Below are 25615 nucleotides of genomic sequence, written 5' to 3'. Positions count from 1 at the left end.
AAAGTTTGGCAAGTATTTTATCAGTTTTTAAGCAAGTTTTTTAATTTTTGGTAGATGATTTCGTTTTCTTCTAGACTATAGGAATTGGCGCCACTGGCTAATGGATGTCCTCCTCCGTCGTGTTCTTTGGCAATTTCATTGATAGGGGTAATTTTACTGCGCATACGCACACGGAAGTGACCATCAGCTTGTTCAACAAAGATAGCCCAAGCCTTAACGGTATCGATTCGACCAGGTGCTCCAACAATCGCAGCTGTTTCAGCATCCGTAACCTTATATTTTTTCAAGATGTCTTGAGTAAGCAGAACGCGTGCAGCTCCATTCTCATCAACTTCTAAATGATCATAGATAAATCCTTGCAGTTTTGCAATCTTGAAGCTCATGGTATCCATTTGACGAGACAATCCAGCAAAGTCAAAATCAATTTCTCGGAGCTGGCCAGCTATTCTAAAGGTACGGGCACTAGTTGATGGGTAGAGAAAACGCCCTGTGTCCCCGACAATTCCTGCATAGAGAAGTCGTGCAGCTTCACTAGACAAAGCTAGCTGATTTTCTTGAGCAAATAGAGCGATCATCTCACTGGCACTGCTTGAACTTGTATCCACCCAAGATAGGTCGCCATAAACATCATCATTAGGATGATGATCGATTTTGATGGTGAAATCAGCTTGTTCATAGCGTTTATCATCGATACGAGGACGATTCGCTGTATCACAAATAATAGCAAGGGCTCCTTGGTAGTCACTATCTTGTACAGTATCCATTTCCGCCATCCAAGCTAGAGTCGGTTCATTAAAACCGACTGCTTTGATGGTCTTTTCTGGAAAATGGTGTGTGAGAAGAGCTTTCAAGCCTACCTGACTCCCTATGGCATCTGGATCTGGTTTCATATGACGATGAATGATAATGGTATCGTATTCTTTGATTTTCTCTAAAATTTGCCGGCAAATTTCCATAAATAACCTCAATTCTTTCTCATTTCATTGTAGCACAAGAATTTTTATTTTTAAAATGAAAAAGATGTGATATAATGGAGAAAGATAAATTGAGGAGGACGATATGGCATTAGCAAAAATTGTATTTGCCAGTATGACAGGTAATACCGAAGAAATTGCAGATATTGTAGCAGATAGATTGCGTGACTTGGGTTTGGATGTCGATGTTGATGAATGTACGACTGTTGACGCTTCAGACTTCTTGGAAGCGGATATCGCAATCGTTGCGACCTATACCTACGGAGATGGAGAGTTGCCAGATGAGATGATGGACTTCTACGAAGACCTAGCAGATCTCAACTTGAACGGTAAAATCTACGGGGTTGTTGGATCAGGTGATACCTTCTACGACGAATTCTGTAAGGCTGTCGATGACTTTGATCGTGTATTTGTAGCGACAGGAGCAGAAAAAGGTTCAGAGTGTGTTAAAGTTGATCTTTCTGCTGAGGAAGAAGACATCGAACGCTTGGAACAATTCGCAGAAGAATTGGCTGCAAAAGTAGGATAAGAATCAAACTGCGCTGACTGGAAGGAGTCGGTGCAGTTTTTAGTAGTTAAACTAGATTTTACTAGCCTATTTGGTGGCTTTTTGATACAATAATTCAAATAAAGGAGGAGACTGTATGAACTTAGATATTATTCGCCAAGAAATTGATCAAATCGACGATCAAATCGTCAAGCTCCTGGAAGAAAGAATGCATTTAGTTGAAGGGGTTGTCGCTTATAAGAAAGCATCTGGTAAGCCAATCTTAGATTCTAAGAGAGAAGAAGTTATTTTTGAAAAAGTCAAAAATCGAGTAGAAGATAAGCGCTATCAAGAAACCATTGTTACGACTTTTTCAGATATTCTAAAACGTTCGCGTGATTATCAGGATCAAAACATCAAATGAAAAAAGAACAATTTTATCCGCTCGGGATTTTTCTGGCTGCTATGTTGGGAGGCCTTGTCCGCTATCTGGTTTCCACTTGGTTACCAGCCAGTCCAGACTTTCCTTTGGGCACCCTCCTTGTCAATTATCTGGGAATTTTCTGCTTGGTCTATCTGGTAAAAGGCTATCTGGTCTATAAGGGAAGCAGTAAAGGTTTGGTTTTGGCCTTGGGTACAGGCTTTTGTGGTGGTTTAACAACCTTTTCTAGTCTAATGCTTGATGCCGTGAAACTGCTTGATACCGGGCGTTATCTTAGTTTAGGTATCTACTTATTTTTGAGCATTGGTGGAGGTCTGCTCTTGGCTTATGTTCTAGGGAGGAAGAAATGGTAATCGTCTATCTTGCAATCGCCTGCGGGTTCGGAGCACTAGTGCGCTATTTCTTTTCCCGCTATAATCAAGCTTCTAAATTGCCTTTAGGAACTCTCATAGCTAATCTTCTCGGTTGTTTTTTGATTGGCTTACTCTACAATCATGTGGAGTCCAAGGAAGTATATGCCATCCTTGCAACAGGTTTTTGTGGTGGTTTGACGACCTTTTCAACCCTGAATGACGAGCTGCAAAGACTATTAAGTGACAAGAAGGTATTTTATAGCTATTTTCTCTTAACATATCTAGGCGGTTTTGTTGCGATTTTTTTAGGAATTCTGCTATAAATTTCTTTACTTTTAGGTGGAAATTTGGTAAACTGTATCTTGTGTGTAATGGACGCACAAAAATACAGTTTATCCGCTGAGGAAGGTTCCTCAAGATTGACAAAGATAGGAGAATAAAATGAATCCATTAATCCAAAGCTTGACTGAAGGTCAACTTCGTACAGATATCCCATCATTCCGTCCTGGTGACACTGTTCGTGTACACGCGAAAGTTGTCGAAGGTAACCGTGAACGTATCCAGATTTTTGAAGGTGTTGTTATCGCACGTAAAGGTGCTGGCATCTCAGAAAACTACACAGTTCGTAAAATCTCTAACGGTGTAGGTGTTGAGCGTATCTTCCCAATCCACACTCCACGTGTTGAAAAGATCGAAGTTGTTCGTTACGGTAAAGTACGTCGTGCGAAATTGTACTACTTGCGTGCTCTTCAAGGTAAAGCAGCTCGTATCAAAGAAATCCGTCGTTAATTCGACTAAAAAACTCTGCTCATTCAGCAGGGTTTTTATCTAGCTCCCTTAGTTCAATGGATATAACAACTCCCTCCTAAGGAGTAGTTGCTGGTTCGATTCCTGCAGGGGGCAGTATGAATAGTGTAAAAACCGCTCTGCTGAGCGGTTTTCGTCTATTCGTACCTTTTTACAGTACCCACGTACGGATAGCATGGGCTACGCCAGATTCGTCATTCGTTTTGGTGATGTATTTGGCGATTTTTTTGAGTTCTGGATTTCCATTTTCCATAACAACGGGGTTTCCAACGACTTCGAGCATGGCGCGGTCATTTTCTTCGTCCCCGATCGCCATGGTTTCATCTTTGGTCAATCCTAGTTTTTCAGCTAAGTGAGTGATGGCTGACCCCTTGTCTACATTCTTTTTAAGGAGTTCTAGGTAGAAAGGAGCAGATTTGTTGATAGAATAGCGTTCGTAAAATTCTGCTGGGATTTTTTTAATTGCAGCATCGAGAATCTCAGGTTCGTCAATAAACATACACTTGACGATTTCTTTGTCCGCCATTTCTTCAGGAGTGCGGTAGAAGATGGGCATGCTGACGAGGGTTGATTCGTGCACCGTGTATTTTCCGATATTGCGATTGGCAGTGTAGATACCATCCTTGGTAATAGCATGCATGTGGACACCGAGCTTGCGACTGAGAAATTCCATATCCAGATAATCCTCATAGGTCAAGGATTCGCTGATAATCTCATGGCCAGTAGCAGTTTCTTGGACAAGGGCACCGTTGAAGGTCACAACATAGTCACCCTCGTCTCTCAACTGCAAGTCGTCCAGAAGTTTGGCAACGCCTACGATAGGACGACCAGTTGCAATCACGACTTTGACACCGGCTTGTTTGGCATCTTGGATGGCAGAAAAGACTTCAGGAGTAATCTCCTTTTTACTGTTAACCAGGGTACCATCGATATCGACGGCGATTAGTTTAATACTCATATATTTCCTCTATTAGTTCTTATTTGGGGTAAAATGATCGTTCTCAATCAAGTGTAAAAATTGCTGGGTAATGCTTGCGAAGATACTGTTTTGGTCCAACATTTCTTTTGGGAAATAGAAACGATTATCTCCGTGGCGACTGCCAGCAAGGGATTGAACGATAGGAGACAGGCTAGAGAGTTCTGCCAGTTCTCCATTTTTTTGTAAAATCTCAATCTGTGTCCGTGGATTTTTAGATTCGGGACGATAGATATCATAAGGGAGGTCAAAGTTCTTATGAATGGCAGTGTAGTAGTCGGGATCAAAGCCGATGTCTTCAACCAGTTGTCTCATGGTTATGAGTTGGTCTTGATCTTCTTGAGAAAAAGTAATGGATTTAAAGACCTTGCGGTTGACAAAGCGTTGCGACAAATCTGCGAGAATCTTGTCAGGACTGGTCATCCAGAGCTGAAAGTAGGTATTCATCACACCATCATCCAGAGCCAGATAGTCAGATAGAGTAACTTTCTTTTCAAAAAAAGGTAGCAAATGAGGAGAAGTGCGTGCAAAGAAGTCCTTGTCTTCAGGATAGAGTTCCTTGGCGCGTTTGAGGAGATTTTGTAGGAGAACTTCCATGGCCCGTGTTGCTGGATGGAAATAAACCTGCATATACATCTGGTAGCGACTGAGAACATAGTCTTCGATGGCATGCATGCCATTGCGCTGAAAGGCGATGCCATTTTCGACAGGACGAATCACTCGGAGGATTCGAGTCAGGTCAAATTCCCCATAAGATGCTCCTGTAAAATAGGAGTCGCGCAAGAGATAGTCCATGCGGTCCACATCAATCTGACTGGAAATGAGTTGCACGACCTGCTTGTTAGGATAGGTATGGTCAATGACACTGGCTACCTTCTCCGAGAAATCGGGTGCTACTTGAAGCAGGACTTGGTGAATCTCCGTCTCAGGACTTTGGATGATTTCCTGAGTAATGGCTTCATGATCTGTATCAAAGAGATGTTCAAAAGTATGGGAGTAGGCACCATGTCCCAGGTCATGTAGGAGCGCAGCAGTCATGGTCAAGAGAGATTCGGCTGGATTCCATTCCTCAGGATATTTTTCTTCAAAAATCTCCGTGATACGTCGAGCAATCTCATAGACCCCCAAACAGTGGGAAAAGCGACTGTGCTCCCCACCATGGAAAGTATAGCTGGAAGTCCCTAGCTGTTTGATACGACGCAGACGTTGAAATTCTTTTGTATTGATCAAGTCATAGATGACCTGATTGTTTACATGGATGTAGTTGTGAACAGGGTCACGGAATACTTTTTCGTTCATATGACCATTATAGCAAAATCCTGCTCTTTTTGGTAAAATAGTAGGACAAGAGACAAGAAAGAGGATTTGATGTGAAGATTCGGATGCGAAATACGATTCAGTTTGATGAACAGTTGGAAGTCATCGACCAACTCTATGATGTGGAAGCGCGTGAAAAGGGGGATTATAGCTATTTACTCTTTTATAATGAGGAAAAGGAAAAAGTGGTTCTCAAGTTTCATCAAGAAGAACTGGTGATGACCCGTTTCTCGAGTCCGAAGACCATCATGCGTTTTCTAAAAGATAGTGATAGTTTAGCCTATATTCCCACACCCATGGGCATGCAGGAGTTTATCATTCAGACCAGTCGTTACGAGGTTGAAGGACAAAAAATCCACCTAGCCTATCAACTGCAAAATCAAGAGGGAAATCCTTTTGCCAGCTATCAATTAGAAATTACTTGGGGATAAGAAAAAGGTTGGTGCGAGCCAACCTTATTTGATATAAAGTTCTTGGCTTTTTAGGACAATTTCACGTACATTTGCAAACTTCTTGAGTTTTTTAAGTTCTTCAGGATGGGTTACGAGAGTGATAACATAGCCCTCTTTACCCATGCGACCTGTACGCCCCGCACGGTGAGTGTAGGTTTCCATGTCTCTAGGAACATCAAAGTTTACGACACATTCTAGGCTATCAATATCAATCCCACGTGCCAGAAGGTCAGTTGCAAGGAGCAGCGTTAGCTGCTTGTCTTTGAACTTTTCTAAGATGACTTTTCGAAATTTAACATTGACATCGCTAGCGAGGGAAACAGCCAAGACATCGCGATACTGTAGTTTTTCCTCTGCACTTCCAAGATCTGATAGGCTATTAAAGAAAACTAGTCCGCGGAAATCCTCTACATGAGCCAATTTTCGTAGCATGTCTACTCGGTGACGTTGGTCTACTTGCATGTAGAAGTGCTGGATGTTATCCAATTTTTGGTCAGAGAGATCAATGGTGCGCGTGTTTGGTGCAATCTTTTCTTGGTCAAACTTGGTCGTCGCACTCATGTAGATAAGTTGGTGGTCACGAGGTGCATAGTGAGTGATTTTTTCGACAAAGTGAATCTGAGAATCATCGAGCAATTGGTCAAATTCATCCAGAATGATGGTTTCCACATTCATCATCTTGATTTTTTTCAATTTAATCAACTCAAAGATACGGCCAGGGGTTCCAATGAGAATTTCTGGTCCTTTTTTAAGTCGCTCAATCTGGCGTTTCTGACTTGAACCTGATAAGAAGAGTTGAGCAGTCAAACCGATAGCCTCTGCCCACGTTTTACATACGTCAAAAATCTGTCCAGCAAGTTCTGTATTTGGTGCTAGTATCAAGAGTTGCTGGGCTTTTTTCTTTTGTAGTCTTAGAAGACTTGGCAGGAGGTAAGCTAGGGTCTTACCAGTTCCTGTTGGGCTCACTCCTAGGAGGTTTTCTCCAGTAAGAATGGACTCCAATAGTTGAGTTTGAATGGGAGTAAATTCTTGGAAACCGAGTTGGTCGCTCAATTTCTGCCATTCAGTGGGTAGTTTGGTTTTCATTTTTCTGCCTCAAATCTAATGCCAGCAGTCTGGCGCATGGTATAGAGTAAATCATGAACAGAGCCTGCATCATCTAGCCAAGTCTGGTAGAGCGTCTGGTCTGGTTGCTGGATCATATGTGCGAATGCTGCGACTTCCTCAGTCATCGTATGAGGAGCTTGTTGGATAGGGAGTTGAACTTGATTTCCTTGGTGGTCGGTAAAAATAGCTGAGCGGATATGTTCAATCGTGTTGAGGGTCAAGGTTCCATCTGCTGTGTATATCTCACAAGGAAGATTGGAAGTGATGTTTTTCCCAGCTTTGATATGAACTTGAAAGTCAGGGTAGAAGAGGATACCGTCTCCATTTAGGTCAATGCTATTGTCAAGCTGTTGAGCTTGATAAGTCGCGTCTTGAGCCTTTCCAAAGAGGCGAATAGCGGCATAGAGAGGATAAATCCCCAAGTCCATAAGAGCTCCGCCAGCAAAACGATCTGAAAAGACATTAGGCGTCTGTCCCGCCAACAAGTCAGGCATCTTTGAAGAATACTTGGCATAGTTGAAATCTGCGCCTAAGATTTGCTTGTCTACTAAAAAATTCTTAATAGTAGTAAAGGCTTCTTCGTGGTAATTACGAGCTGCTTCAAAGATAAAACAGTGATTTTTCTCGGCTGTTTGCCTCAAATCTAGCCATTCATGTGGCTGAGTGACAGCTGGCTTTTCAAGAATGACGTGCTTACCAGCAGACAAGGCAACCTTGGCTTGCACAAAATGCAAGGAGTTTGGACTAGCGATATAGACTACATCAAAGGAAGACTTAAAGAAGTCTTCTAATTGATCAAAGAGCTGGATATTCTGGTAGCGAGAAGCAAAGGTTGCGGCAGTTTCTAGTTTTCTAGAATAGACTGCAACTAGCTGGTATTCTCCGTTAGCATGGGCTGCTTCTATGAAATGATGGCTGATAGCGCCTGTTCCGATGACACCTAATTTAAGCATAAATACTCCTTTTCCGACTTCAAATCCTTCCTTCATTATAACATAGAAAAGAAGGACTATCCAACAGATGGTAAAAATTTTCAAATGGACTACGCATTTCTTGGAGAAAGTGGTACAATATTTAGATAAGTAGAGAAATGAGAAGGGGGGAGAAAATGAGATTATTACCAATAAGAAAAATATCACGTCAGTCTAAGAGACTAGCGCTTTTTTTGACTTTTTGCGCAGGGTATGTAGATGCCTATACCTTTATCGTTCGAGGGAACACCCTTGTGGCTGGACAAACTGGGAATGTGGTTTTTCTTTCTGTAGGACTCATTCAACAAAATGTATCGGACGCCAGTGCCAAAGTAATGACCTTGCTTTTCTTTATGATGGGTGTCTTTTTTCTGACATTGTATAAGGAAAAACTACGAATTGTTAAAAAGCCGATTTTGTCCTTGATTCCACTTGCAATCCTGTCCTTAATTATAGGTTTTGTGCCACAAACTGTTGATAATATCTATCTCGTACCGCCATTAGCCTTTTGTATGGGACTGGTGACAACTGCTTTTGGAGAAGTGTCAGGTATTGCTTATAATAATGCTTTTATGACAGGGAATATCAAACGAACCATGTTAGCTTTTGGGGATTATTTTCGGACCAAACATACGCCTTTCCTACGAGAGGGCTTGATTTTTGTTAGCTTGCTTAGCAGTTTTGTCTTTGGAGTCATTTTTTCGGCTTATTTGACGATTTACTATCAAGAGAAGACCATTCTTGGTGTTCCTATTATGATGAGTATCTTTTACATCTGTATGCTTTTTGCTTCTTGGAGGAAAAAAGGGAAAGAAAAACTTAAATTTGATTGATTTCGCTTGTAAGAAAAAAGAAGATATGCTATACTTGAAGAGTTGACTATGCACAATCCTGTGCAACCGCACGAACATCGTTGCTCGTCGTATACAAAATTTAAACTTTGTTATGCTTAGAGCTCTTCTTTTAAGTGGTTCGTCCCACGATGCTAGGCGAGTCTTCACAAAAATACGGGGAAACCCTAAAAATCATAGGAGGTGCATAATGAGCACATACGCAATTATCAAAACTGGCGGAAAACAAGTTAAAGTTGAAGTTGGTCAAGCAGTTTACGTTGAAAAATTGAACGTTGAAGCTGGTCAAGAAGTTACTTTTAACGAAGTTGTTCTTGTTGGTGGTGAAAACACTGTTGTCGGAACTCCACTTGTTGCTGGAGCTACTGTAGTTGGAACTGTTGAAAAACAAGGAAAACAAAAGAAAGTTGTTACTTACAAGTACAAACCTAAAAAAGGTAGCCACCGTAAACAAGGTCACCGTCAACCATATACAAAAGTTGTCATCAACGCGATCAACGCTTAATTTTAAGGAGAACACATGATACAAGCAGTCTTTGAGAGAGCCGAAGATGGCGAGCTGAGGAGTGCGGAAATTACTGGACACGCTGAGAGTGGCGAATACGGCTTAGATGTCGTGTGTGCATCGGTTTCTACGCTTGCCATTAACTTTATCAATTCAATTGAGAAATTTGCAGGCTATGAACCAATCCTAGAATTAAACGAAGATGAAGGTGGCTATCTAAAGGTTGAAATACCAGCGGATCTTCCTTCGCACCAGAGAGAAATGACGCAGTTATTCTTCGAATCATTTTTCTTAGGTATGGCAAACTTATCGGAGAACTCTTCTGAGTTCGTCCAAACCAGAGTTATCACAGAAAACTAACACGGAGGAAAACATTATGTTAAAAATGACTCTTAACAACTTGCAACTTTTCGCCCACAAAAAAGGTGGAGGTTCTACATCAAACGGACGTGATTCACAAGCTAAACGTCTTGGGGCTAAAGCAGCTGACGGACAAACTGTAACAGGTGGATCAATCCTTTACCGTCAACGTGGTACACACATCTACCCAGGTGTAAACGTTGGACGTGGTGGGGACGATACTTTGTTCGCTAAAGTTGAAGGCGTAGTACGCTTTGAACGTAAAGGACGCGATAAAAAACAAGTTTCTGTTTACCCAATCGCAAAATAAAAAGGTTCAGTGAACCTTTTTATCCTGAGCCTTGAAATGAAAAGGCAAGGAAGCTAGAAGTAGCATTAAATAAGGCTTTCCGAGTTTTCGGAGAGCCTATTTTTTTGTTTTGATACCCATAATTCTTTGTTACTAGTGTAGATGAATTTTATGAGTGACATTATTTTTCCTACGTGGAAAACTTCTAAAATATGGTATAATGAACAGATAGAGAAGTTGGGGGTAGAAGATGAATATTCAACAATTACGCTATGTTGTTGCTATTGCTAATAGCGGTACTTTCCGTGAAGCTGCTGAAAAGATGTATGTTAGTCAGCCCAGTCTGTCTATTTCTGTGCGCGATTTGGAAAAAGAGTTAGGCTTTAAAATTTTCCGTCGGACGAGTTCAGGAACGTTTTTGACACGTCGCGGTATGGAATTTTATGAGAAAGCGCAAGAATTGGTCAAAGGCTTTGATGTTTTTCAAAATCAGTATGCCAATCCTGAGGAAGAAAAGGATGAATTTTCCATTGCCAGCCAGCACTATGACTTCTTGCCACCAACCATTACGGCCTTTTCAGAACGTTATCCTGACTATAAGAACTTTCGTATTTTTGAGTCTACTACAGTTCAAATTTTAGACGAAGTGGCCCAAGGACATAGTGAGATTGGGATTATCTACCTCAACAACCAAAATCAAAAGGGAATTATGCAACGAGTTGAAAAGCTTGGTTTAGAAGTTATTGAACTAATTCCTTTCCAGACTCACATTTATCTTCGTGAAGGGCATCCTTTAGCACAGAAAGAAGAACTAGTCATGGAGGATTTAGCTGATCTACCAACAGTTCGTTTCACTCAGGAAAAGGACGAGTACCTTTACTATTCAGAGAACTTTGTTGATACCAGCGCGAGCTCACAGATGTTCAATGTGACGGACCGTGCTACTTTGAATGGTATTTTGGAGCGGACGGATGCTTATGCGACTGGATCTGGGTTTTTAGATAGTGACAGTGTCAATGGCATTACAGTCATTCGCCTCAAGGATAATCTAGATAACCGCATGGTCTATGTCAAACGGGAAGAAGTGGAGCTTAGTCAAGCTGGGACACTTTTTGTTGAGGTTATGCAAGAATATTTTGATCAAAAGAGGAAATCATGAAAAAAAGAGGCATAGTAGCAGTCATTATACTGCTTTTGATTGGGTTGGATCAGTTGGTCAAAAATTATGTTGTCCAGCAGATTCCACTGGGTGAAGTGCGTTCGTGGATACCCAATCTTGTTAGCTTGACCTATCTGCAAAATAGAGGAGCAGCCTTCTCCATGCTGCAAGATCAGCAGTGGTTTTTTGCCATCATTACCTTGGTTGTTATGGCAGGTGCCATATGGTATCTACATAAGCATATGGAGGACTCTATCTGGATGGTCTTTGGACTGACTCTGATTATCGCGGGAGGTCTGGGCAACTTTATCGACAGAATGAGTCAAGGTTTTGTGGTGGATATGTTCCACCTAGACTTTATCAACTTTGCGATTTTCAATGTGGCTGACAGCTATTTGACAGTTGGTGTCATTGTTTTATTGATTGCAATGCTTAAAGAGGAAGTAAATGGAAATAAAAATTGAAACTGGTGGGCAACGTTTAGACAAGGCCCTGTCGGATTTGACAGAATTGTCACGCAGTCACGCTAATGAACAAATCAAGGCTGGACAAGTCTTGGTTAATGGGCAAGCCAAGAAAGCAAAATATACGGTCCAAGAGGGGGATGTCGTAACTTACCATGTGCCAGAACCAGAAGTTTTGGAGTATGTGGCTGAGGATATTCCGCTAGAAATCATCTACCAAGATGAGGATGTAGCAGTCGTTAACAAGCCTCAAGGCATGGTTGTCCATCCGAGTGCTGGTCATACTAGCGGAACCTTGGTCAATGCCCTCATATACCATATCAAGGACCTGTCAGGTATCAATGGGGTTCTCCGCCCAGGAATCGTTCACCGCATTGACAAGGACACGTCTGGTCTGCTCATGATTGCTAAAAATGATGAGGCCCACTTGGCACTTGCCCAAGAGCTAAAAGATAAGAAGTCTCTACGCAAATACTGGGCGATTGTTCACGGCAATCTGCCAAATGATCGTGGTGTGATTGAAGCGCCGATTGGTCGGAGCGAAAAAGACCGTAAGAAACAGGCTGTGATTGCTAAAGGGAAGCCGGCAGTGACGCGTTTTCATGTCTTGGAACGTTTTGGTGATTATACCTTAGTGGAGTTGCAACTGGAAACAGGACGTACCCACCAAATCCGTGTCCATATGGCTTATATTGGTCATCCAGTCGCGGGTGACGAGGTCTATGGTCCACGCAAAACCTTGAAAGGACATGGACAATTCCTCCATGCTAAGACTCTAGGCTTTACCCATCCGAGAACAGGTGAAACCTTGGAGTTCACGGCAGATATTCCAGAGATTTTTAAAGAAACGCTGGAAAGGTTGCGTCAAACTGAGAATAGATAAAAGAGTTGAGATTGTTGTCTCAACCTTTTTTGTTTCAAGTCTTTTCTATTTTAAAGCATTCATGTTATAATGGATAAATATGAAGAATCGGAGTGAGAATATGAAGTACAAACGAATCGTCTTTAAGGTGGGGACCTCCTCCTTGACAAATGAAGACGGAAGTTTATCAAGAAGTAAAGTAAAGGCAATTACCCAGCAATTGGCTATGCTGCATGAGGCTGGGCATGAGTTGATTTTAGTTTCATCTGGGGCAGTAGCCGCTGGCTTTGGAGTTTTGGGTTTTAAAAAGCGTCCGACCAAGATTGCAGATAAACAAGCTTCGGCTGCAGTAGGCCAAGGTTTGCTCCTAGAAGAGTACACAACCAACCTCCTCATGCGTCAAATCGTTTCCGCGCAAATTTTGCTGACACAGGATGATTTTGTAGATAAACGTCGCTATAAGAATGCCCATCAGGCCTTGTCTGTATTGCTTCATCGTGGTGCCATTCCTATCATCAACGAGAATGACAGTGTCGTCATTGATGAGCTCAAGGTTGGGGACAATGACACTCTAAGTGCCCAGGTAGCGGCTATGGTCCAAGCAGACCTTTTGGTTCTCTTGACCGATGTGGATGGTCTCTATACTGGCAATCCCAACTCAGATCCAAGAGCTAAACGTCTTGAGAAAATCGAGACTATCAATCGTGAGATTATTGATATGGCTGGTGGAGCAGGTTCGTCTAATGGTACAGGTGGTATGTTGACTAAAATCAAAGCTGCAACTATTGCGACGGAGTCGGGTGTGCCAGTCTATATCTGCTCGTCCATGAAATCAGATGCCTTGATTGAGGCAGCGGAAGAGATCAAGGATGGATCCTTCTTTGTTGCGCAAGAGAAGGGACTTCGTACCCAGAAACAATGGCTGGCTTTCTATGCACAAAGTCAGGGAACGATTTGGGTAGATGGTGGAGCTGCAGAGGCACTTTCAAAAAACGGGAAAAGTCTCCTTTTATCGGGTGTGGTAGAAGTGGAAGGAAACTTCTCTTACCACGATATTGTCACAGTAGCAGATAAAGAAACAGGTCAATCTCTTGGAAAGGGACGTGTCCAATTTGGCGTTTCAGCCTTGGAAGATATGCTCCGTTCTCAAAAAGCTAAGGGAGTCTTGATTCACCGTGATGACTGGATTTCCATTACTCCTGAAATCCAGCTACTCTTTACAGAATTCTAGAGGTGAACGATGGTAAGTACACAAGAACAATTTGAAAAGGTACAAGCTGTTAAAAAATCGATCAACACTGCTAGTGAAACAGTGAAAAACCAAGCCTTGCTAGTCATGGCTGATCATTTATTGGCAGCTACTGAGGAGATTTTAGCGGCCAATGCCCTCGATATGGAAGCGGCCAAGGGGAAAGTTTCAGATGTCATGCTGGATCGTCTTTATTTGGATGCGGGACGTATAGAAGCGATGGCATCTGGGATTCGTGAAGTGGTTACTTTACCAGATCCTATTGGTGAAGTCCTAGAGACAAGTCAGCTTGAAAATGGCTTGGTTATCACCAAAAAACGGGTGGCCATGGGGGTTATTGGTATTATCTATGAAAGTCGTCCGAATGTAACTTCTGATGCGGCTGCTTTGGCTCTCAAGAGTGGCAATGCGGTTGTTCTTCGTAGTGGTAAGGACGCCTACCAAACAGCTCATGCTATTGTAACAGCTCTGAAGAAAGGTTTGGAGACGACTACCATCCATCCAGAGGTGATTCAACTGGTGGAAGATACCAGTCGAGAAAGTAGCTATGCCATGATGAAGGCCAAGGGTTATCTAGACCTTCTCATTCCTCGTGGAGGTGCTGGCTTGATCAATGCTGTGGTTGAAAATGCTATCGTACCTGTTATCGAGACAGGAACTGGGATTGTCCATGTCTATGTGGACAAGGATGCCGATGAAGACAAGGCTCTGTCTATCATCAACAATGCTAAAACCAGTCGTCCTTCTGTCTGCAATGCAATGGAGGTTTTGCTGGTTCATGAAGACAAGGCAGCAAGCTTTCTTCCTCGCTTGGAGAAAGTGCTGGTTGCAGAGCGTAAGGAGTCTGGACTGGAACCGATTCAATTCCGCCTAGATAGTAAAGCAAGTCAGTTTCTTTCAGGTCAAGCAGCTGAGGCCCAAGACTTTGACACTGAGTTTTTAGACTATATCCTTGCGGTTAAGGTCGTGAGTAGTTTAGAGGAAGCGGTTGAGCATATCGAAGCCCACAGTACCCATCATTCGGATGCCATTGTGACAGAAAATGTTGAAGCTGCGGCTTACTTTACAGATCAAGTAGACTCTGCAGCGGTTTATGTCAATGCCTCAACGCGTTTCACTGACGGTGGGCAATTTGGTCTTGGATGTGAGATGGGGATTTCGACTCAGAAACTGCACGCGCGTGGTCCAATGGGCTTGAAGGAATTAACTAGCTACAAGTATGTGGTTACTGGTGACGGACAGATAAGGGAGTAAGAGATGAAGATTGGATTTATCGGTTTGGGAAATATGGGAGCTAGCTTGGCTAAGGCTGTTTTGCAGGCCAAGACGGGTGAACAGATTCTCCTTGCCAATCGTAGTCAAGCGAAAGTAGATGCTTTCATTGCCAACTTCGGCGGTCAGGCTTCTAGCAATGAAGAAATTTTTGTAGAAGCAGATGTAATCTTTCTAGGAGTTAAGCCTGCTCAGTTTTCTGAACTGCTTTCTCAATATCAGTCTATCCTTGAAAAACGAGAGAGTCTTCTTTTGATTTCCATGGCGGCTGGATTGACCTTGGAAAGACTGGCCAAATTTCTGCCCAGTCACCACCGAATCATTCGCATCATGCCCAATACTCCAGTGGCTATCGGCCAAGGAGTGATTAGTTATGCCATGTCAGCAAATTGTCGTGCTGAGGACAATAGTCTTTTTTCTCAGTTATTAGCCAAAGCTGGTCTCTTGGTTGAGCTGGGGGATGGCTTAATCGATGCGGCGACAGGTCTAGCAGGTTGTGGACCAGCCTTTGTCTACCTTTTTATCGAGGCTTTAGCAGATGCAGCTGTGCAGACAGGATTACCCCGAGAAACGGCTTTGAAAATGGCAGCCCAAACAGTAGTTGGCGCAGGACAAATGGTTCTTGAAAGTCAGCAACATCCTGGTGTCTTGAAAGACCAAGTTTGTAGCCCAGGAGGTTCGACTATCGCTGGTGTAGCAAGTCTGGAAGAACATGCCTTTAGAGGCACAGTCATGGATGCAGTTCATCAAGCCTATAGACGAACACAAGAACTAGGTAAATAAGAGGTTGGATGACTCCCAACCTCTTTTATGGTCGATTGAATGGAGAAGACGCAAAAAGATTGTCACAAAAACCTATTTTTTTGATAGAATAGAAGGTAGAAAAAAAGAAATGAGTTAGACATGTCAAAAGGATTTTTAGTCTCTCTTGAGGGACCAGAGGGAGCAGGAAAGACCAGTGTTTTAGAGGCTTTACTCCCAATTTTAGAGGAAAAAGGAGTAGAGGTGCTGACAACTCGTGAGCCAGGCGGAGTCTTGATTGGGGAGAAGATTCGTCAAGTGATTTTGGATCCAAGTCATACTCAGATGGATCCTAAAACAGAGCTCCTTCTCTATATCGCTAGTCGCAGACAGCACTTGGTGGAAAAAGTTCTGCCTGCTCTTGAAGCTGGTAAGTTGGTCATTATGGACCGCTTCATCGATAGTTCCGTTGCTTATCAGGGATTTGGTCGTGGCTTGGATATTGATGCCATTGATTGGCTCAATCACTTTGCGACAGATGGCCTCAAACCTGACTTGACACTCTATTTTGACATTGAAGTGGAAGAAGGACTGGCTCGCATTGCTGCTAATAGTGACCGCGAGGTCAATCGTTTGGACATGGAAGGTTTAGACTTGCACAAAAAAGTCCGTCAAGGCTACCTCTCTCTTCTGGAAAAAGAAAGAAATCGTATTGCCAAGATTGATGCCAGTCTTCCTTTGGAGCAAGTTGTGGAAACAACCAAGGCGGTCTTGTTTGAGAGAATGGGATTGACAAGATGAAACAAGATCAACTAAAGGCTTGGCAACCAGACCAGTTTGACCGCTTTGTCCGTATCCTAGAACAAGATCAGCTCAATCATGCCTATCTTTTTTCGGGTTTCTTTGGAAGCTTGGAAATGGCGCAGTTTTTGGCTAAGAGCCTCTTTTGTAGGGATAAAGTAGGCGTTCTACCATGTGAAAAATGTCGAAACTGCAAGCTGATTGAACAGGAAGAATTTCCCGATGTTACTTTAATCAAGCCAGTCAATCAGGTCATCAAGACAGAGCGCATTCGAGAATTGGTGGGTCAGTTTTCCCAAGCAGGGATTGAAAGCCAGCAACAGGTTTTTATTATCGAGCAAGCTGAGAAAATGCATCCCAACGCAGCCAACTCTCTGCTAAAGGTCATCGAAGAACCCCAGAGTGAAGTTTACATTTTCTTCTTAACCAGCGATGAGGAAAAGATGTTGCCGACTATCCGAAGTCGGACACAGATTTTCCACTTTAAAAAGCAAGAAGAAAAGCTCATCTTGCTTTTAGAACAAATGGGGCTTGTCAAGAAAAAAGCGACTCTTTTAGCCCAGTTTTGTCAATCACGTGCTGAAGCAGAAAAGTTGGCTAATCAGGCAAGTTTTTGGACCTTGGTCGATGAAAGTGAACGCCTGCTGACCTGGTTATTAGCCAAGAAAAAAGAAAGTTATCTTCAGGTTGCTAAATTAGCCAGCTTGGCAGATGACAAGGAAAAACAAGATCAGGTCTTGCGAATCCTCGAAGTTCTTTGTGGACAGGACCTCTTGCAAGCAAGGATTCGACAGATTCTACAAGATTTGCTAGAAGCCAGAAAAATGTGGCAGGCTAATGTCAGTTTTCAAAATGCCATGGAATATCTGGTCTTGAAAGAAATATAAACTCAAAAATGAACGATAAAGAAAGGAAAGGGCTGTTTTATGGACAAAAAAGAATTATTTGACGCGCTGGATGATTTTTCCCAACAGTTATTGGTGACCTTGGCCGATGTGGAAGCCATCAAGAAAAATCTCAAGAGCCTGGTAGAGGAAAATACAGCTCTTCGCTTGGAAAATAGTAAGTTGCGCGAACGCTTAGGCGAGGTGGAAGCAGATACTCCCGTCAAGGCTAAGCATGTTCGTGAAAGCGTCCGTCGAATCTATAAAGACGGGTTTCACGTATGTAATGATTTTTATGGACAACGCCGAGAGCAGGACGAAGAATGTATGTTCTGTGACGAGTTGTTGTACAGGGAGTAGGCATGCAGATTCAAAAAAGTTTTAAGGGGCAGTCTCCCTATGGGAAGCTTTACCTAGTGGCAACGCCAATTGGCAATCTAGATGATATGACCTTTCGTGCTATCCAAACCTTGAAAGAAGTGGATTGGATTGCGGCTGAGGACACGCGCAATACCGGGCTTTTGCTCAAGCATTTTGATATTTCTACTAAGCAAATCAGTTTTCATGAGCACAATGCCAAGGAAAAAATTCCTGATTTGATTGAGTTTTTGAAAGCGGGACAAAGTATTGCTCAGGTTTCTGACGCGGGTTTGCCTAGCATCTCGGACCCTGGTCATGATTTGGTCAAGGCAGCTATTGAGGAAGATATTGCAGTAGTGACAGTTCCAGGTGCTTCTGCAGGGATTTCTGCCTTAATTGCCAGTGGCCTAGCACCACAGCCACATATCTTTTACGGTTTCTTACCGAGAAAATCAGGCCAGCAAAAGCAATTTTTCGACTTGAAAAAAGATTATCCAGAAACTCAGATTTTCTATGAATCGCCCCATCGTGTGGCAGATACGCTAGAAAATATGCTAGAAGTCTACGGTGACCGCTCGGTGGTCTTGGTTCGAGAATTAACCAAAATCTATGAAGAGTACCAACGAGGAAAGATCTCTGAATTGCTGGAAAGTATCGCTGAGACACCGCTTAAGGGCGAGTGTCTTCTCATCGTTGAAGGTGCCAGTCAGGATGTGGAGGAAAAGGATGAGGAGGGCTTGTTCTTAGAAATCCAATCCCGTATCCAGCAAGGCATGAAGAGAAATCAAGCCATAAAAGAAGTTGCTAAACTCTACCAGCGGAATAAAAGTCAGCTCTATGCTGCCTACCACGACTGGGAAGAAAATCAATCTTAACGATAGGGAAATGAGTCCAGTTTTAATCAATTCTGAGACCTCAGTTTAAGAAAAAATCAGTATTTATAAAGAACAGTGTAATCCTTTTACACTGCTTTTCTATTGCAGAAATAAATTTGCTATATTGAAATCGAAAATCTTGAAAAGAAGCTTCAAATTTGATAGAATTGAGGCTGGTATATACTGGAGCAAAACATATATAAAAGTGCATCTCTTTTATGCCAATTAACCATCGAATTTTATCAAAAAACTCTTGAAAAGCCATTAACTGACTAGGCTTGATGCTTGTATTTCCGTGAAATTCTTACTTAAGTATCACGCTTTGTTAATGATCATGAGGTTAACAAAGAGTGGAATTTTTAAAAAAGGAAAGGAATAGAATGTTTCGAAGTAAAAAATTTAACAAAGATTTCGAGATCGTGGATGAGAAAAAGCGCTATAAGCTTTACAAATCGGGGAAAAACTGGGTAAAAGCCTCGAATTCCCAACTGGATCTCTTCCGTATCGGTGGGATGGGAGAAGTTGTCTCGACTAGCCTATCTGACACTGAAGAACTTGACCACGCTCACTTGAATGCCAACACGCTTGCAGGTATAGGGGCCATCTTAGCCGCCGGGGCCGCAGGTTTTGTTGTAACTCAAGAGCAAACTGTATATGCAGATGAGACATCTGAGTACAAGGAAACTGGTAAGGCAGTCATCGCAACTGAGCCCCAAGCTGATGCGACAACTGAAGCCAGCAATAACTCTATCATTGCCCAAGCACAAGCAGAAGTGAAGGAACAAGCAGAGCAAGACTCTGCATCTGTTTCTGAGTCAGTCAGTCAATCTGTAAGTGCTTCTCTTTCGACAAGCGTTTCTGTATCAGCTAGTCTATCAGCAAGTGCGTCAGCTAGCAGTTCAGTTACTACCAGCCAGTCAGCTGTAAGTCCTGCTTCTGAGTCAGCCTCTGTTAGTGAAACTCCATCGCAATCAGCGAGTGTGCAAGCATCAGCCTCAACTCCTGTCTCTGAGTCAGCATCTGCTAGCGCTCAACCTGCTCCTTCAGTAAGTGTCCAAACTTCAGCATCTCTAGCTGAAAGCACTAGCTCTGTTAGCGAGTCAGAAGTTCAAACCTCTGTCTCAACTTCGACCTCAGCATCCCTTGATGTCAAGACTGCTCCTGCTGAGAGCCTTGCGACCAGCAAGCTAGGTGACGCCTTGTCAAGCGCAACCCAACTCAGCAGCCAAGTGGCAACAACTAGCAATAACCTAGCCGCTGGTGTGATCGCTGATAAGAATCAAGCCCAAGGCAAGGATGCGCTCAAACAAGCTGAGAAGAGTCAAACAGTAGATAAGACCGTGACCACTTCACCAAAAGAGTCTGTCAGTACTTCTGCTAGTGCCAGTCAATCAACAAGTGGACCGAATGTTTCTGTAGTGTCAAGTCTGTCTGTTGAACAGAGTGGATCGACAACAGTAATTGACCAGCAACCTTCTACTTCAAAAGAAGCAAAGAACCTTGAAATTGACTCAGCTGAATTAAAAACAACTGAAATCACTGGTAAGAATAGTGTCAGTGGAGTTCAATCAACTTCTGCCACAACTAGCCTAATTGAAGCTGCTACGGTTGCACTAGCATCTTCAGAAGTCACTGCTAAACAACAAGAAGAAAACCGTAGGAAGTTGACCAATCTTTCAGCTGAAATAGGTGACTATCTAGCAAAAGCGGTTGATTTACCAAATACGGATTCAGCTCTTGCTAAGGCCAATGCTGCAGTAACAGAAATTGAAAAAGCCCTGACTGATCCAACTAGTGATTTAACAACAGTATTGCAAAAAGCTACTTCAGCGCGTAATTCGATTGTCAATGCTGTGTTGGCGGCTAATTCTGGTGTGCGTGATCCACGAAATGGGACAGAAATTGCTAGAGGGTCACACTCACGTGCAGCCTCTAATCCGCCTACAATCTCTATGCCATCTAATATCACAATTTATAATGATGAATCAGTTAATTTCCAGATAAGGCTGAATGATGATAAAGGGATGGATAAAATCACGGCTTCCCCATCCAATGCTATTATTACAGGTTTACATGCACCGAACTATCCAACTAGCAAGAAAGGGGGATTTGGAGATCTATCCACCTATGATCAATGGGGGAATAAATCAGGTGCCCAAACCACATACACTATTAACATAATAGGGACGGTGGGTCGTGAAAACGGAACTTGGAAACCCTATAAGCCTGGTACCTATGTTCTGGAGTACACAGTAAGAGATATTCATGGCCTGACTGCGACAGCACGTACGAATTTCCATATCAAAGGCTTCAACGAACGCCACAACCCAGTTAGTGGGGATACCGTTATTGTTAAGAATCCCTCTTCTTTGACTGTAAGTGAACGCAATCAAGTACTTGAAAAATTTAAAGAAAAAAACCAGTCGCTTTTATCTGGTAGTGATTTTACGAAAGATGGCGTAACCGGAACGATTGCGGTAGCTGAAAATGGGAATATTACCATTACCTACCGTGATAATACTACAAATGTTATCCCAGCTAATGTGGATGCTGTTCCAGTTCCAAGTGCGACGGTGACTCGTAATGGTCAAGCCCTGACCCCTGTAAATGGCAACTATATTGTGTACGCAGGAGATGATATTCAAATTAATTTCACTGCTACAGATAATAGCGGGCAATTATCAGAATTTAAGATCGTTTCAAATGCAGATGCAAATGGCTCAGCCCTTGGAAGTAATTTCTTTGAAGATAATAAATATGGGACGGGAACTGTAGAGCATTTAACGGGGAATATCACAGCGACTACTGCTAGTCCAGCCCGTATTACTGTAAGAGCTCATTTGAATGATAATCTAGAGTATGATAAAAATGGTAGAAATAGTTGGCAACGCAATGCAGTAGCAACGGATAAGGCTGGTAATAGTAATAGTGCAGGAAATGATTCGCCGGGCAATGTACGTATTGTGCAAGGTAGACTGACGGATATTATGGAGGGAGTAGCACCGACTGAAACCTTCCAAGTAGAGAATGTTTCTCAATTAAATTCTCAAGAAAAAGCACGTATATTAGCAGCCGTTGAAAAATTAAATAATAAGCGGGAAAAACGTATAGACTCTTTCACTATTAGTGATAATAGAACAGTTACCATTATCTATAAAGATAAGACTACGGATACGATTACTATAAAACTTTCTGACAGTGATTATAAGAGTAGAAGTGCTTCAACTAGTCTAAGTCAAAGACAGTCAACCAGTGCATCGGTAAGTGCCAGCACTTTAGCGAGCGCATCGCTCAGCGCAAGTCGCTCAGCTTCAGCCAGCGTAAGTTCAAGCCGTTCAGCTTCAGCCAGTGTAAGCTCAAGCCGTTCAGCGAGTGCATCGCTTAGTGCAAGTCGCTCAGCTTCAGCCAGTGTAAGTTCAAGCCGTTCAGCGAGTGCATCAGTATCTGCAAGTCGCTCAGCGTCAGCCAGCGTAAGTTCAAGCCGTTCAGCGAGTGCATCGCTTAGTGCGAGTCAATCAGCTTCGGCAAGCGTAAGCTCAAGCCGTTCGGCAAGTGCATCAGTATCTGCAAGTCGCTCAGCTTCAGCCAGCGTAAGTTCAAGTCGTTCAGCGAGTGCATCAGTATCTGCAAGTCGCTCAGCTTCAGCATCTGTAAGTGCTAGCCAATCAGCAAGCGCATCAGTATCTGCAAGTCGCTCAGCTTCAGCGTCTGTATCAGCTAGCCGAAGTGCATCAGCATCTGTAAGTGCAAGTCAATCAGCAAGCACATCAGTAAGCGCAAGCCAAAGTGCTTCAGCATCTGTATCAGCAAGCATCAGTGCGAGCCAATCAGCATCAAGCTCAGCAAGTGCTAGTCAAAGTGCTTCAGCAAGTGCAAGCGACTCAGCATCTGTATCAGCTAGCCAAAGCGCTTCAGCATCAGCATCAGTAAGCTCAAGCGCTTCAGCATCAGTATCTGCAAGCCAATCAACTAGCGTATCAGTAAGCTCAAGTGAATCAACTTCAGCATCAGTATCTGCAAGTCAATCAACTTCAGCATCAGTATCTGCAAGCCAAAGCGCTTCAGCATCAGTAAGCTCAAGTGAATCAGCTTCAGCGTCTGTATCAGCTAGCCAAAGCGCTTCAGCGTCTGTATCTGCAAGTCAATCAACTAGCGCATCAGTAAGCTCAAGCCAAAGCGCTTCAGCGTCAGTATCAGCTAGCCAAAGCGCTTCAGCATCAGTAAGCTCAAGTGAATCAACTTCAGCATCAGTAAGTGCTAGTCAATCAGCTTCAGCATCAGTATCTGCAAGCGAATCAACTAGCGCATCAGTATCTGCAAGTGAATCAGCTTCAGCATCAGTAAGTGCTAGTCAATCAACTTCAGCATCTGTATCTGCAAGCCAATCAGCAAGCGCATCAGTATCTGCAAGCGAATCAACAAGCGCATCAGTATCTGCAAGTCAATCAGCTTCAGCGTCTGTATCAGCTAGCCAATCAGCTTCAGCATCTGTAAGTGCAAGCCAATCAGCTTCAGCATCTGTAAGTGCAAGCGAATCAGCTTCAGCATCTGTAAGTGCAAGCGAATCAACAAGCGCATCAGTATCTGCAAGTGAATCAACTTCAGCGTCTGTAAGTGCAAGCGACTCAGCTTCAGCATCAGTATCTGCAAGCCAAAGCGCTTCAGCGTCTGTAAGTGCAAGCGACTCAGCAAGCGCATCAGTATCTGCAAGTCAATCAACTAGCGCATCAGTAAGCTCAAGTCAATCAACTTCAGCATCTGTATCAGCTAGCCAATCAACTTCAGCGTCTGTATCAGCTAGCCAATCAACTTCAGCATCAGTATCTGCAAGTCAATCAACTTCAGCATCTGTATCAGCTAGTCAATCAGCAAGCGCATCAGTATCTGCTAGCCAAAGTGCTTCAGCATCAGTAAGCTCAAGCGAATCAACTAGCGCATCAGTATCAACTAGCCAAAGCGCTTCAGCATCAGTATCTGCAAGCCAATCAACTAGCGCATCTGTATCTGCAAGCCAATCAGCAAGCGCATCAGTAAGCTCAAGTGAATCAGCTTCAGCATCAGTATCAGCTAGCCAAAGCGCTTCAGCATCAGCATCAGTAAGCTCAAGCGCTTCAGCATCAGTATCTGCAAGCCAATCAACTAGCGTATCAGTAAGCTCAAGTGAATCAACTTCAGCATCAGTATCTGCAAGTCAATCAACTTCAGCATCAGTATCTGCAAGCCAAAGCGCTTCAGCATCAGTAAGCTCAAGTGAATCAGCTTCAGCGTCTGTATCAGCTAGCCAAAGCGCTTCAGCGTCTGTATCTGCAAGTCAATCAACTAGCGCATCAGTAAGCTCAAGCCAAAGCGCTTCAGCGTCAGTATCAGCTAGCCAAAGCGCTTCAGCATCAGTAAGCTCAAGTGAATCAACTTCAGCATCAGTAAGTGCTAGTCAATCAGCTTCAGCATCAGTATCTGCAAGCCAATCAGCTTCAGCATCTGTAAGTGCAAGCGAATCAACTAGCGCATCAGTATCTGCAAGTGAATCAGCTTCAGCATCAGTATCTGCAAGTCAATCAACTTCAGCATCTGTATCAGCTAGCCAATCAGCAAGCGCATCAGTATCTGTATCAGCTAGCCAATCAACTAGCGCATCAGTATCTGCAAGTGAATCAGCTTCAGCGTCTGTATCAGCTAGCCAATCAGCTTCAGCGTCTGTATCTGCAAGTCAATCAGCTTCAGCATCTGTAAGTGCAAGCCAATCATCTTCAGCATCTGTATCAGCTAGTCAATCAACTTCAGCATCAGTAAGTGCAAGCCAATCAACTTCAGCATCTGTAAGTGCAAGTCAATCAGCAAGCGCATCAGTAAGCTCAAGTGAATCAACTTCAGCATCAGTATCTGCAAGCCAATCAGCAAGCGCATCAGTATCTGCAAGCGAATCAGCTTCAGCGTCTGTATCTGCAAGTCAATCAACTAGCGCATCAGTAAGCTCAAGTCAATCAGCTTCAGCGTCTGTATCTGCAAGTCAATCAGCAAGCGCATCAGTAAGCTCAAGTCAATCAGCTTCAGCATCAGTATCAGCTAGTCAATCAGCAAGCGCATCAGTATCTGCAAGCCAATCAACTAGCGCATCAGTAAGTGCTAGTCAATCAGCTTCAGCATCAGTAAGTGCAAGTGAATCAGCTTCAGCGTCAGTATCTGCAAGTGAATCAACTTCAGCATCAGTATCTGCAAGTCAATCAGCTTCAGCGTCTGTATCAGCTAGCCAAAGCGCTTCAGCATCAGTATCAGCTAGCCAATCAGCAAGCGCATCAGTAAGCTCAAGTGAATCAGCTTCAGCGTCAGTATCTGCAAGTGAATCAGCTTCAGCATCAGTATCAGCAAGCCAATCAACTAGCGCATCAGTAAGTGCTAGTCAATCAGCTTCAGCATCAGTAAGTGCAAGTCAATCAGCAAGCGCATCAGTAAGCTCAAGTGAATCAACTTCAGCATCAGTATCAGCTAGTCAATCAGCTTCAGCATCAGTAAGTGCAAGTCAATCAGCAAGCGCATCAGTAAGCTCAAGCGAATCAGCTTCAGCGTCTGTATCAGCTAGCCAAAGCGCTTCAGCATCAGTAAGTGCAAGCCAATCAACTAGCGCATCAGTAAGCTCAAGTGAATCAGCTTCAGCGTCTGTATCTGCAAGTGAATCAGCTTCAGCATCAGTAAGCTCAAGTGAATCAACTAGCGCATCAGTATCTGCAAGCCAATCAGCTTCAGCATCAGTAAGCTCAAGTGAATCAACTTCAGCATCAGTATCAGCAAGCCAATCAACTAGCGCATCAGTAAGTGCTAGTCAATCAGCTTCAGCATCAGTAAGTGCAAGCCAATCAACTAGCGCATCAGTAAGCTCAAGTGAATCAACTTCAGCATCAGTATCAGCAAGCCAATCAACTAGCGCATCAGTAAGCTCAAGTGAATCAGCTTCAGCGTCTGTATCTGCAAGTGAATCAGCTTCAGCATCAGTATCAGCAAGCCAATCAACTAGCGCATCAGTAAGTGCTAGTCAATCAGCTTCAGCATCAGTAAGTGCAAG

26 protein-coding genes, 1 tRNA gene, 1 pseudogene and 1 other annotated feature are annotated in these 25615 nt (G+C 43.2%); of the genes and pseudogenes, 22 read left to right on the top strand and 6 right to left on the bottom strand.

What is annotated here, in order from left to right; translation table 11 throughout:
• Positions 1–20: 20 nt before the first annotated feature.
• Positions 21–956 (bottom strand): DHH family phosphoesterase, encoded by a 936-nt coding sequence (locus M1F97_RS07665; RefSeq protein WP_247944721.1) that lies wholly within the window; start codon positions 954–956, stop codon positions 21–23.
• Positions 957–1059: 103 nt separating this feature from the next.
• On the opposite strand from M1F97_RS07665, the gene M1F97_RS07660 reads away from it, so the two are divergent.
• From M1F97_RS07660 to M1F97_RS07635, 6 genes are all read left to right on the top strand, one after another.
• The gene (locus M1F97_RS07660) at positions 1060–1503 is read left to right on the top strand and encodes a flavodoxin (RefSeq protein WP_247944720.1); all 444 of its coding nucleotides are present in this window, start codon (positions 1060–1062) and stop codon (positions 1501–1503) included.
• 115 nt (positions 1504–1618) lie between these two features.
• On the top strand, positions 1619–1885 hold the full coding sequence (locus M1F97_RS07655; protein WP_247944719.1) for a chorismate mutase: 267 nt from the start codon (positions 1619–1621) through the stop codon (positions 1883–1885).
• Positions 1882–2256 (top strand): fluoride efflux transporter CrcB, encoded by a 375-nt coding sequence (gene crcB, locus M1F97_RS07650; protein ID WP_093584807.1) that lies wholly within the window; start codon positions 1882–1884, stop codon positions 2254–2256. The genes M1F97_RS07655 and crcB (M1F97_RS07650) overlap by 4 nt, the downstream gene beginning before the upstream one ends.
• Entirely contained in the window at positions 2250–2579 is a 330-nt protein-coding gene (gene crcB, locus M1F97_RS07645) for a fluoride efflux transporter CrcB (protein WP_247944718.1), read from the top strand. The genes crcB (M1F97_RS07650) and crcB (M1F97_RS07645) overlap by 7 nt, the downstream gene beginning before the upstream one ends.
• Before the next feature lie 118 nt (positions 2580–2697).
• Positions 2698–3045 carry a 50S ribosomal protein L19 gene (gene rplS / locus M1F97_RS07640; protein ID WP_001068669.1) on the top strand — a complete coding sequence of 116 codons (348 nt, stop codon included), beginning with the start codon at positions 2698–2700 and terminating at the stop codon, positions 3043–3045.
• Between the two features lie 42 nt (positions 3046–3087).
• A tRNA-Arg gene (locus M1F97_RS07635) sits at positions 3088–3159 on the top strand.
• A gap of 55 nt (positions 3160–3214) precedes the next feature.
• Here M1F97_RS07635 and yidA read toward each other — a convergent pair.
• Both yidA and M1F97_RS07625 read right to left on the bottom strand, forming a co-directional pair.
• The gene (gene yidA, locus M1F97_RS07630) at positions 3215–4021 is read right to left on the bottom strand and encodes a sugar-phosphatase (protein WP_247944717.1); all 807 of its coding nucleotides are present in this window, start codon (positions 4019–4021) and stop codon (positions 3215–3217) included.
• Positions 4022–4033: 12 nt separating this feature from the next.
• Complete coding sequence (locus M1F97_RS07625; RefSeq protein ID WP_247944716.1) at positions 4034–5338, bottom strand: HD domain-containing protein; 1305 nt, start codon at positions 5336–5338, stop codon at positions 4034–4036.
• A gap of 71 nt (positions 5339–5409) precedes the next feature.
• Between M1F97_RS07625 and M1F97_RS07620 the strand changes: the two genes are divergently transcribed.
• Positions 5410–5787 (top strand): DUF1934 domain-containing protein, encoded by a 378-nt coding sequence (locus tag M1F97_RS07620; RefSeq protein WP_247944715.1) that lies wholly within the window; start codon positions 5410–5412, stop codon positions 5785–5787.
• A gap of 24 nt (positions 5788–5811) precedes the next feature.
• Here the strand turns inward: M1F97_RS07620 and M1F97_RS07615 are convergent, their stop codons facing one another.
• Together M1F97_RS07615 and M1F97_RS07610 are read right to left on the bottom strand one after the other, a co-directional pair.
• Positions 5812–6894: a DEAD/DEAH box helicase gene (locus tag M1F97_RS07615; protein ID WP_247944714.1), complete on the bottom strand. Its 1083-nt coding sequence runs from the start codon at positions 6892–6894 to the stop codon at positions 5812–5814.
• Entirely contained in the window at positions 6891–7868 is a 978-nt protein-coding gene (locus M1F97_RS07610; protein ID WP_247944713.1) for a Gfo/Idh/MocA family protein, read from the bottom strand. The genes M1F97_RS07615 and M1F97_RS07610 overlap by 4 nt, the downstream gene beginning before the upstream one ends.
• A gap of 155 nt (positions 7869–8023) precedes the next feature.
• On the opposite strand from M1F97_RS07610, the gene M1F97_RS07605 reads away from it, so the two are divergent.
• From M1F97_RS07605 to rpmA, 4 genes are all read left to right on the top strand, one after another.
• The gene (locus M1F97_RS07605; RefSeq protein ID WP_247944712.1) at positions 8024–8719 is read left to right on the top strand and encodes a YoaK family protein; all 696 of its coding nucleotides are present in this window, start codon (positions 8024–8026) and stop codon (positions 8717–8719) included.
• 54 nt (positions 8720–8773) lie between these two features.
• Positions 8774–8893 (top strand) — a sequence feature (ribosomal protein L21 leader region).
• Between the two features lie 34 nt (positions 8894–8927).
• Positions 8928–9242 carry a 50S ribosomal protein L21 gene (rplU, locus tag M1F97_RS07600; protein WP_000109141.1) on the top strand — a complete coding sequence of 105 codons (315 nt, stop codon included), beginning with the start codon at positions 8928–8930 and terminating at the stop codon, positions 9240–9242.
• Between the two features lie 15 nt (positions 9243–9257).
• Positions 9258–9602 carry a ribosomal-processing cysteine protease Prp gene (locus M1F97_RS07595; protein WP_000613697.1) on the top strand — a complete coding sequence of 115 codons (345 nt, stop codon included), beginning with the start codon at positions 9258–9260 and terminating at the stop codon, positions 9600–9602.
• 16 nt (positions 9603–9618) lie between these two features.
• Positions 9619–9912: a 50S ribosomal protein L27 gene (gene rpmA / locus M1F97_RS07590; protein ID WP_000916509.1), complete on the top strand. Its 294-nt coding sequence runs from the start codon at positions 9619–9621 to the stop codon at positions 9910–9912.
• A gap of 165 nt (positions 9913–10077) precedes the next feature.
• On the opposite strand, the pseudogene M1F97_RS07585 reads toward rpmA, so the two are convergent.
• Positions 10078–10149 (bottom strand): annotated as a pseudogene (locus M1F97_RS07585) (AraC family transcriptional regulator); the annotation flags it as partial.
• Here M1F97_RS07585 and M1F97_RS07580 point away from each other — a divergent pair.
• The 11 genes from M1F97_RS07580 to M1F97_RS07530 all read left to right on the top strand — a co-directional run.
• Positions 10142–11050, top strand: coding sequence for a LysR family transcriptional regulator (locus M1F97_RS07580; protein ID WP_001025723.1), 909 nt, complete (start codon positions 10142–10144; stop codon positions 11048–11050). The pseudogene M1F97_RS07585 and the gene M1F97_RS07580 sit on opposite strands and share 8 nt — an antisense overlap.
• A complete protein-coding gene (gene lspA / locus M1F97_RS07575; protein WP_247944711.1) occupies positions 11047–11514 on the top strand; it encodes a signal peptidase II in 468 nt (155 codons plus the stop codon). Before M1F97_RS07580 ends, lspA begins: the two co-directional genes overlap by 4 nt.
• On the top strand, positions 11498–12397 hold the full coding sequence (locus M1F97_RS07570; protein ID WP_247944710.1) for an RluA family pseudouridine synthase: 900 nt from the start codon (positions 11498–11500) through the stop codon (positions 12395–12397). The genes lspA and M1F97_RS07570 overlap by 17 nt, the downstream gene beginning before the upstream one ends.
• Positions 12398–12497: 100 nt before the next feature.
• Positions 12498–13607, top strand: coding sequence for a glutamate 5-kinase (proB, locus tag M1F97_RS07565; protein ID WP_247944709.1), 1110 nt, complete (start codon positions 12498–12500; stop codon positions 13605–13607).
• 9 nt (positions 13608–13616) lie between these two features.
• A complete protein-coding gene (locus tag M1F97_RS07560) occupies positions 13617–14879 on the top strand; it encodes a glutamate-5-semialdehyde dehydrogenase (RefSeq protein WP_247944708.1) in 1263 nt (420 codons plus the stop codon).
• Positions 14880–14882: 3 nt separating this feature from the next.
• Positions 14883–15680 carry a pyrroline-5-carboxylate reductase gene (proC, locus tag M1F97_RS07555; RefSeq protein ID WP_247944707.1) on the top strand — a complete coding sequence of 266 codons (798 nt, stop codon included), beginning with the start codon at positions 14883–14885 and terminating at the stop codon, positions 15678–15680.
• 120 nt (positions 15681–15800) lie between these two features.
• Positions 15801–16439 carry a dTMP kinase gene (gene tmk, locus M1F97_RS07550; RefSeq protein ID WP_173258861.1) on the top strand — a complete coding sequence of 213 codons (639 nt, stop codon included), beginning with the start codon at positions 15801–15803 and terminating at the stop codon, positions 16437–16439.
• Complete coding sequence (locus tag M1F97_RS07545; protein WP_173258863.1) at positions 16436–17326, top strand: DNA polymerase III subunit delta'; 891 nt, start codon at positions 16436–16438, stop codon at positions 17324–17326. The genes tmk and M1F97_RS07545 overlap by 4 nt, the downstream gene beginning before the upstream one ends.
• A 39-nt stretch (positions 17327–17365) precedes the next feature.
• Positions 17366–17683 carry a DNA replication initiation control protein YabA gene (gene yabA / locus M1F97_RS07540; RefSeq protein ID WP_000358229.1) on the top strand — a complete coding sequence of 106 codons (318 nt, stop codon included), beginning with the start codon at positions 17366–17368 and terminating at the stop codon, positions 17681–17683.
• A 2-nt stretch (positions 17684–17685) separates the two neighbouring features.
• A complete protein-coding gene (rsmI, locus tag M1F97_RS07535; RefSeq protein ID WP_173258865.1) occupies positions 17686–18558 on the top strand; it encodes a 16S rRNA (cytidine(1402)-2'-O)-methyltransferase in 873 nt (290 codons plus the stop codon).
• Between the two features lie 380 nt (positions 18559–18938).
• Positions 18939–25615 (top strand): KxYKxGKxW signal peptide domain-containing protein (locus tag M1F97_RS07530; protein ID WP_247944706.1); only part of this gene is annotated, 6677 nt, incomplete at its 3' end.

This window comes from Streptococcus oralis (genome assembly GCF_023110435.1).
GTDB lineage: Bacteria > Bacillota > Bacilli > Lactobacillales > Streptococcaceae > Streptococcus > Streptococcus oralis_CF.
This window is presented reverse-complemented; position numbering and strand designations above follow the sequence as displayed.

Bases quoted from the DNA above. Each gene is read 5' to 3' on its own strand.
- rsmI (WP_173258865.1), top strand. From the start codon at position 17,686: ATGCAGATTCAAAAAAGTTTTAAGGGGCAGTCTCCCTATGGGAAGCTT.
- M1F97_RS07660 (WP_247944720.1), top strand. From the start codon at position 1,060: ATGGCATTAGCAAAAATTGTATTTGCCAGTATGACAGGTAATACCGAA.
- yidA (WP_247944717.1), bottom strand. From the start codon at position 4,021: ATGAGTATTAAACTAATCGCCGTCGATATCGATGGTACCCTGGTTAAC.
- proC (WP_247944707.1), top strand. From the start codon at position 14,883: ATGAAGATTGGATTTATCGGTTTGGGAAATATGGGAGCTAGCTTGGCT.
- crcB (WP_247944718.1), top strand. From the start codon at position 2,250: ATGGTAATCGTCTATCTTGCAATCGCCTGCGGGTTCGGAGCACTAGTG.
- M1F97_RS07545 (WP_173258863.1), top strand. From the start codon at position 16,436: ATGAAACAAGATCAACTAAAGGCTTGGCAACCAGACCAGTTTGACCGC.
- yabA (WP_000358229.1), top strand. From the start codon at position 17,366: ATGGACAAAAAAGAATTATTTGACGCGCTGGATGATTTTTCCCAACAG.
- tmk (WP_173258861.1), top strand. From the start codon at position 15,801: ATGTCAAAAGGATTTTTAGTCTCTCTTGAGGGACCAGAGGGAGCAGGA.
- rplU (WP_000109141.1), top strand. From the start codon at position 8,928: ATGAGCACATACGCAATTATCAAAACTGGCGGAAAACAAGTTAAAGTT.
- M1F97_RS07625 (WP_247944716.1), bottom strand. From the start codon at position 5,338: ATGAACGAAAAAGTATTCCGTGACCCTGTTCACAACTACATCCATGTA.
- M1F97_RS07655 (WP_247944719.1), top strand. From the start codon at position 1,619: ATGAACTTAGATATTATTCGCCAAGAAATTGATCAAATCGACGATCAA.
- crcB (WP_093584807.1), top strand. From the start codon at position 1,882: ATGAAAAAAGAACAATTTTATCCGCTCGGGATTTTTCTGGCTGCTATG.
- M1F97_RS07580 (WP_001025723.1), top strand. From the start codon at position 10,142: ATGAATATTCAACAATTACGCTATGTTGTTGCTATTGCTAATAGCGGT.
- M1F97_RS07570 (WP_247944710.1), top strand. From the start codon at position 11,498: ATGGAAATAAAAATTGAAACTGGTGGGCAACGTTTAGACAAGGCCCTG.
- rplS (WP_001068669.1), top strand. From the start codon at position 2,698: ATGAATCCATTAATCCAAAGCTTGACTGAAGGTCAACTTCGTACAGAT.
- M1F97_RS07615 (WP_247944714.1), bottom strand. From the start codon at position 6,894: ATGAAAACCAAACTACCCACTGAATGGCAGAAATTGAGCGACCAACTC.
- M1F97_RS07605 (WP_247944712.1), top strand. From the start codon at position 8,024: ATGAGATTATTACCAATAAGAAAAATATCACGTCAGTCTAAGAGACTA.
- M1F97_RS07595 (WP_000613697.1), top strand. From the start codon at position 9,258: ATGATACAAGCAGTCTTTGAGAGAGCCGAAGATGGCGAGCTGAGGAGT.
- M1F97_RS07560 (WP_247944708.1), top strand. From the start codon at position 13,617: ATGGTAAGTACACAAGAACAATTTGAAAAGGTACAAGCTGTTAAAAAA.
- lspA (WP_247944711.1), top strand. From the start codon at position 11,047: ATGAAAAAAAGAGGCATAGTAGCAGTCATTATACTGCTTTTGATTGGG.
- M1F97_RS07665 (WP_247944721.1), bottom strand. From the start codon at position 956: ATGGAAATTTGCCGGCAAATTTTAGAGAAAATCAAAGAATACGATACC.
- M1F97_RS07610 (WP_247944713.1), bottom strand. From the start codon at position 7,868: ATGCTTAAATTAGGTGTCATCGGAACAGGCGCTATCAGCCATCATTTC.
- rpmA (WP_000916509.1), top strand. From the start codon at position 9,619: ATGTTAAAAATGACTCTTAACAACTTGCAACTTTTCGCCCACAAAAAA.
- proB (WP_247944709.1), top strand. From the start codon at position 12,498: ATGAAGTACAAACGAATCGTCTTTAAGGTGGGGACCTCCTCCTTGACA.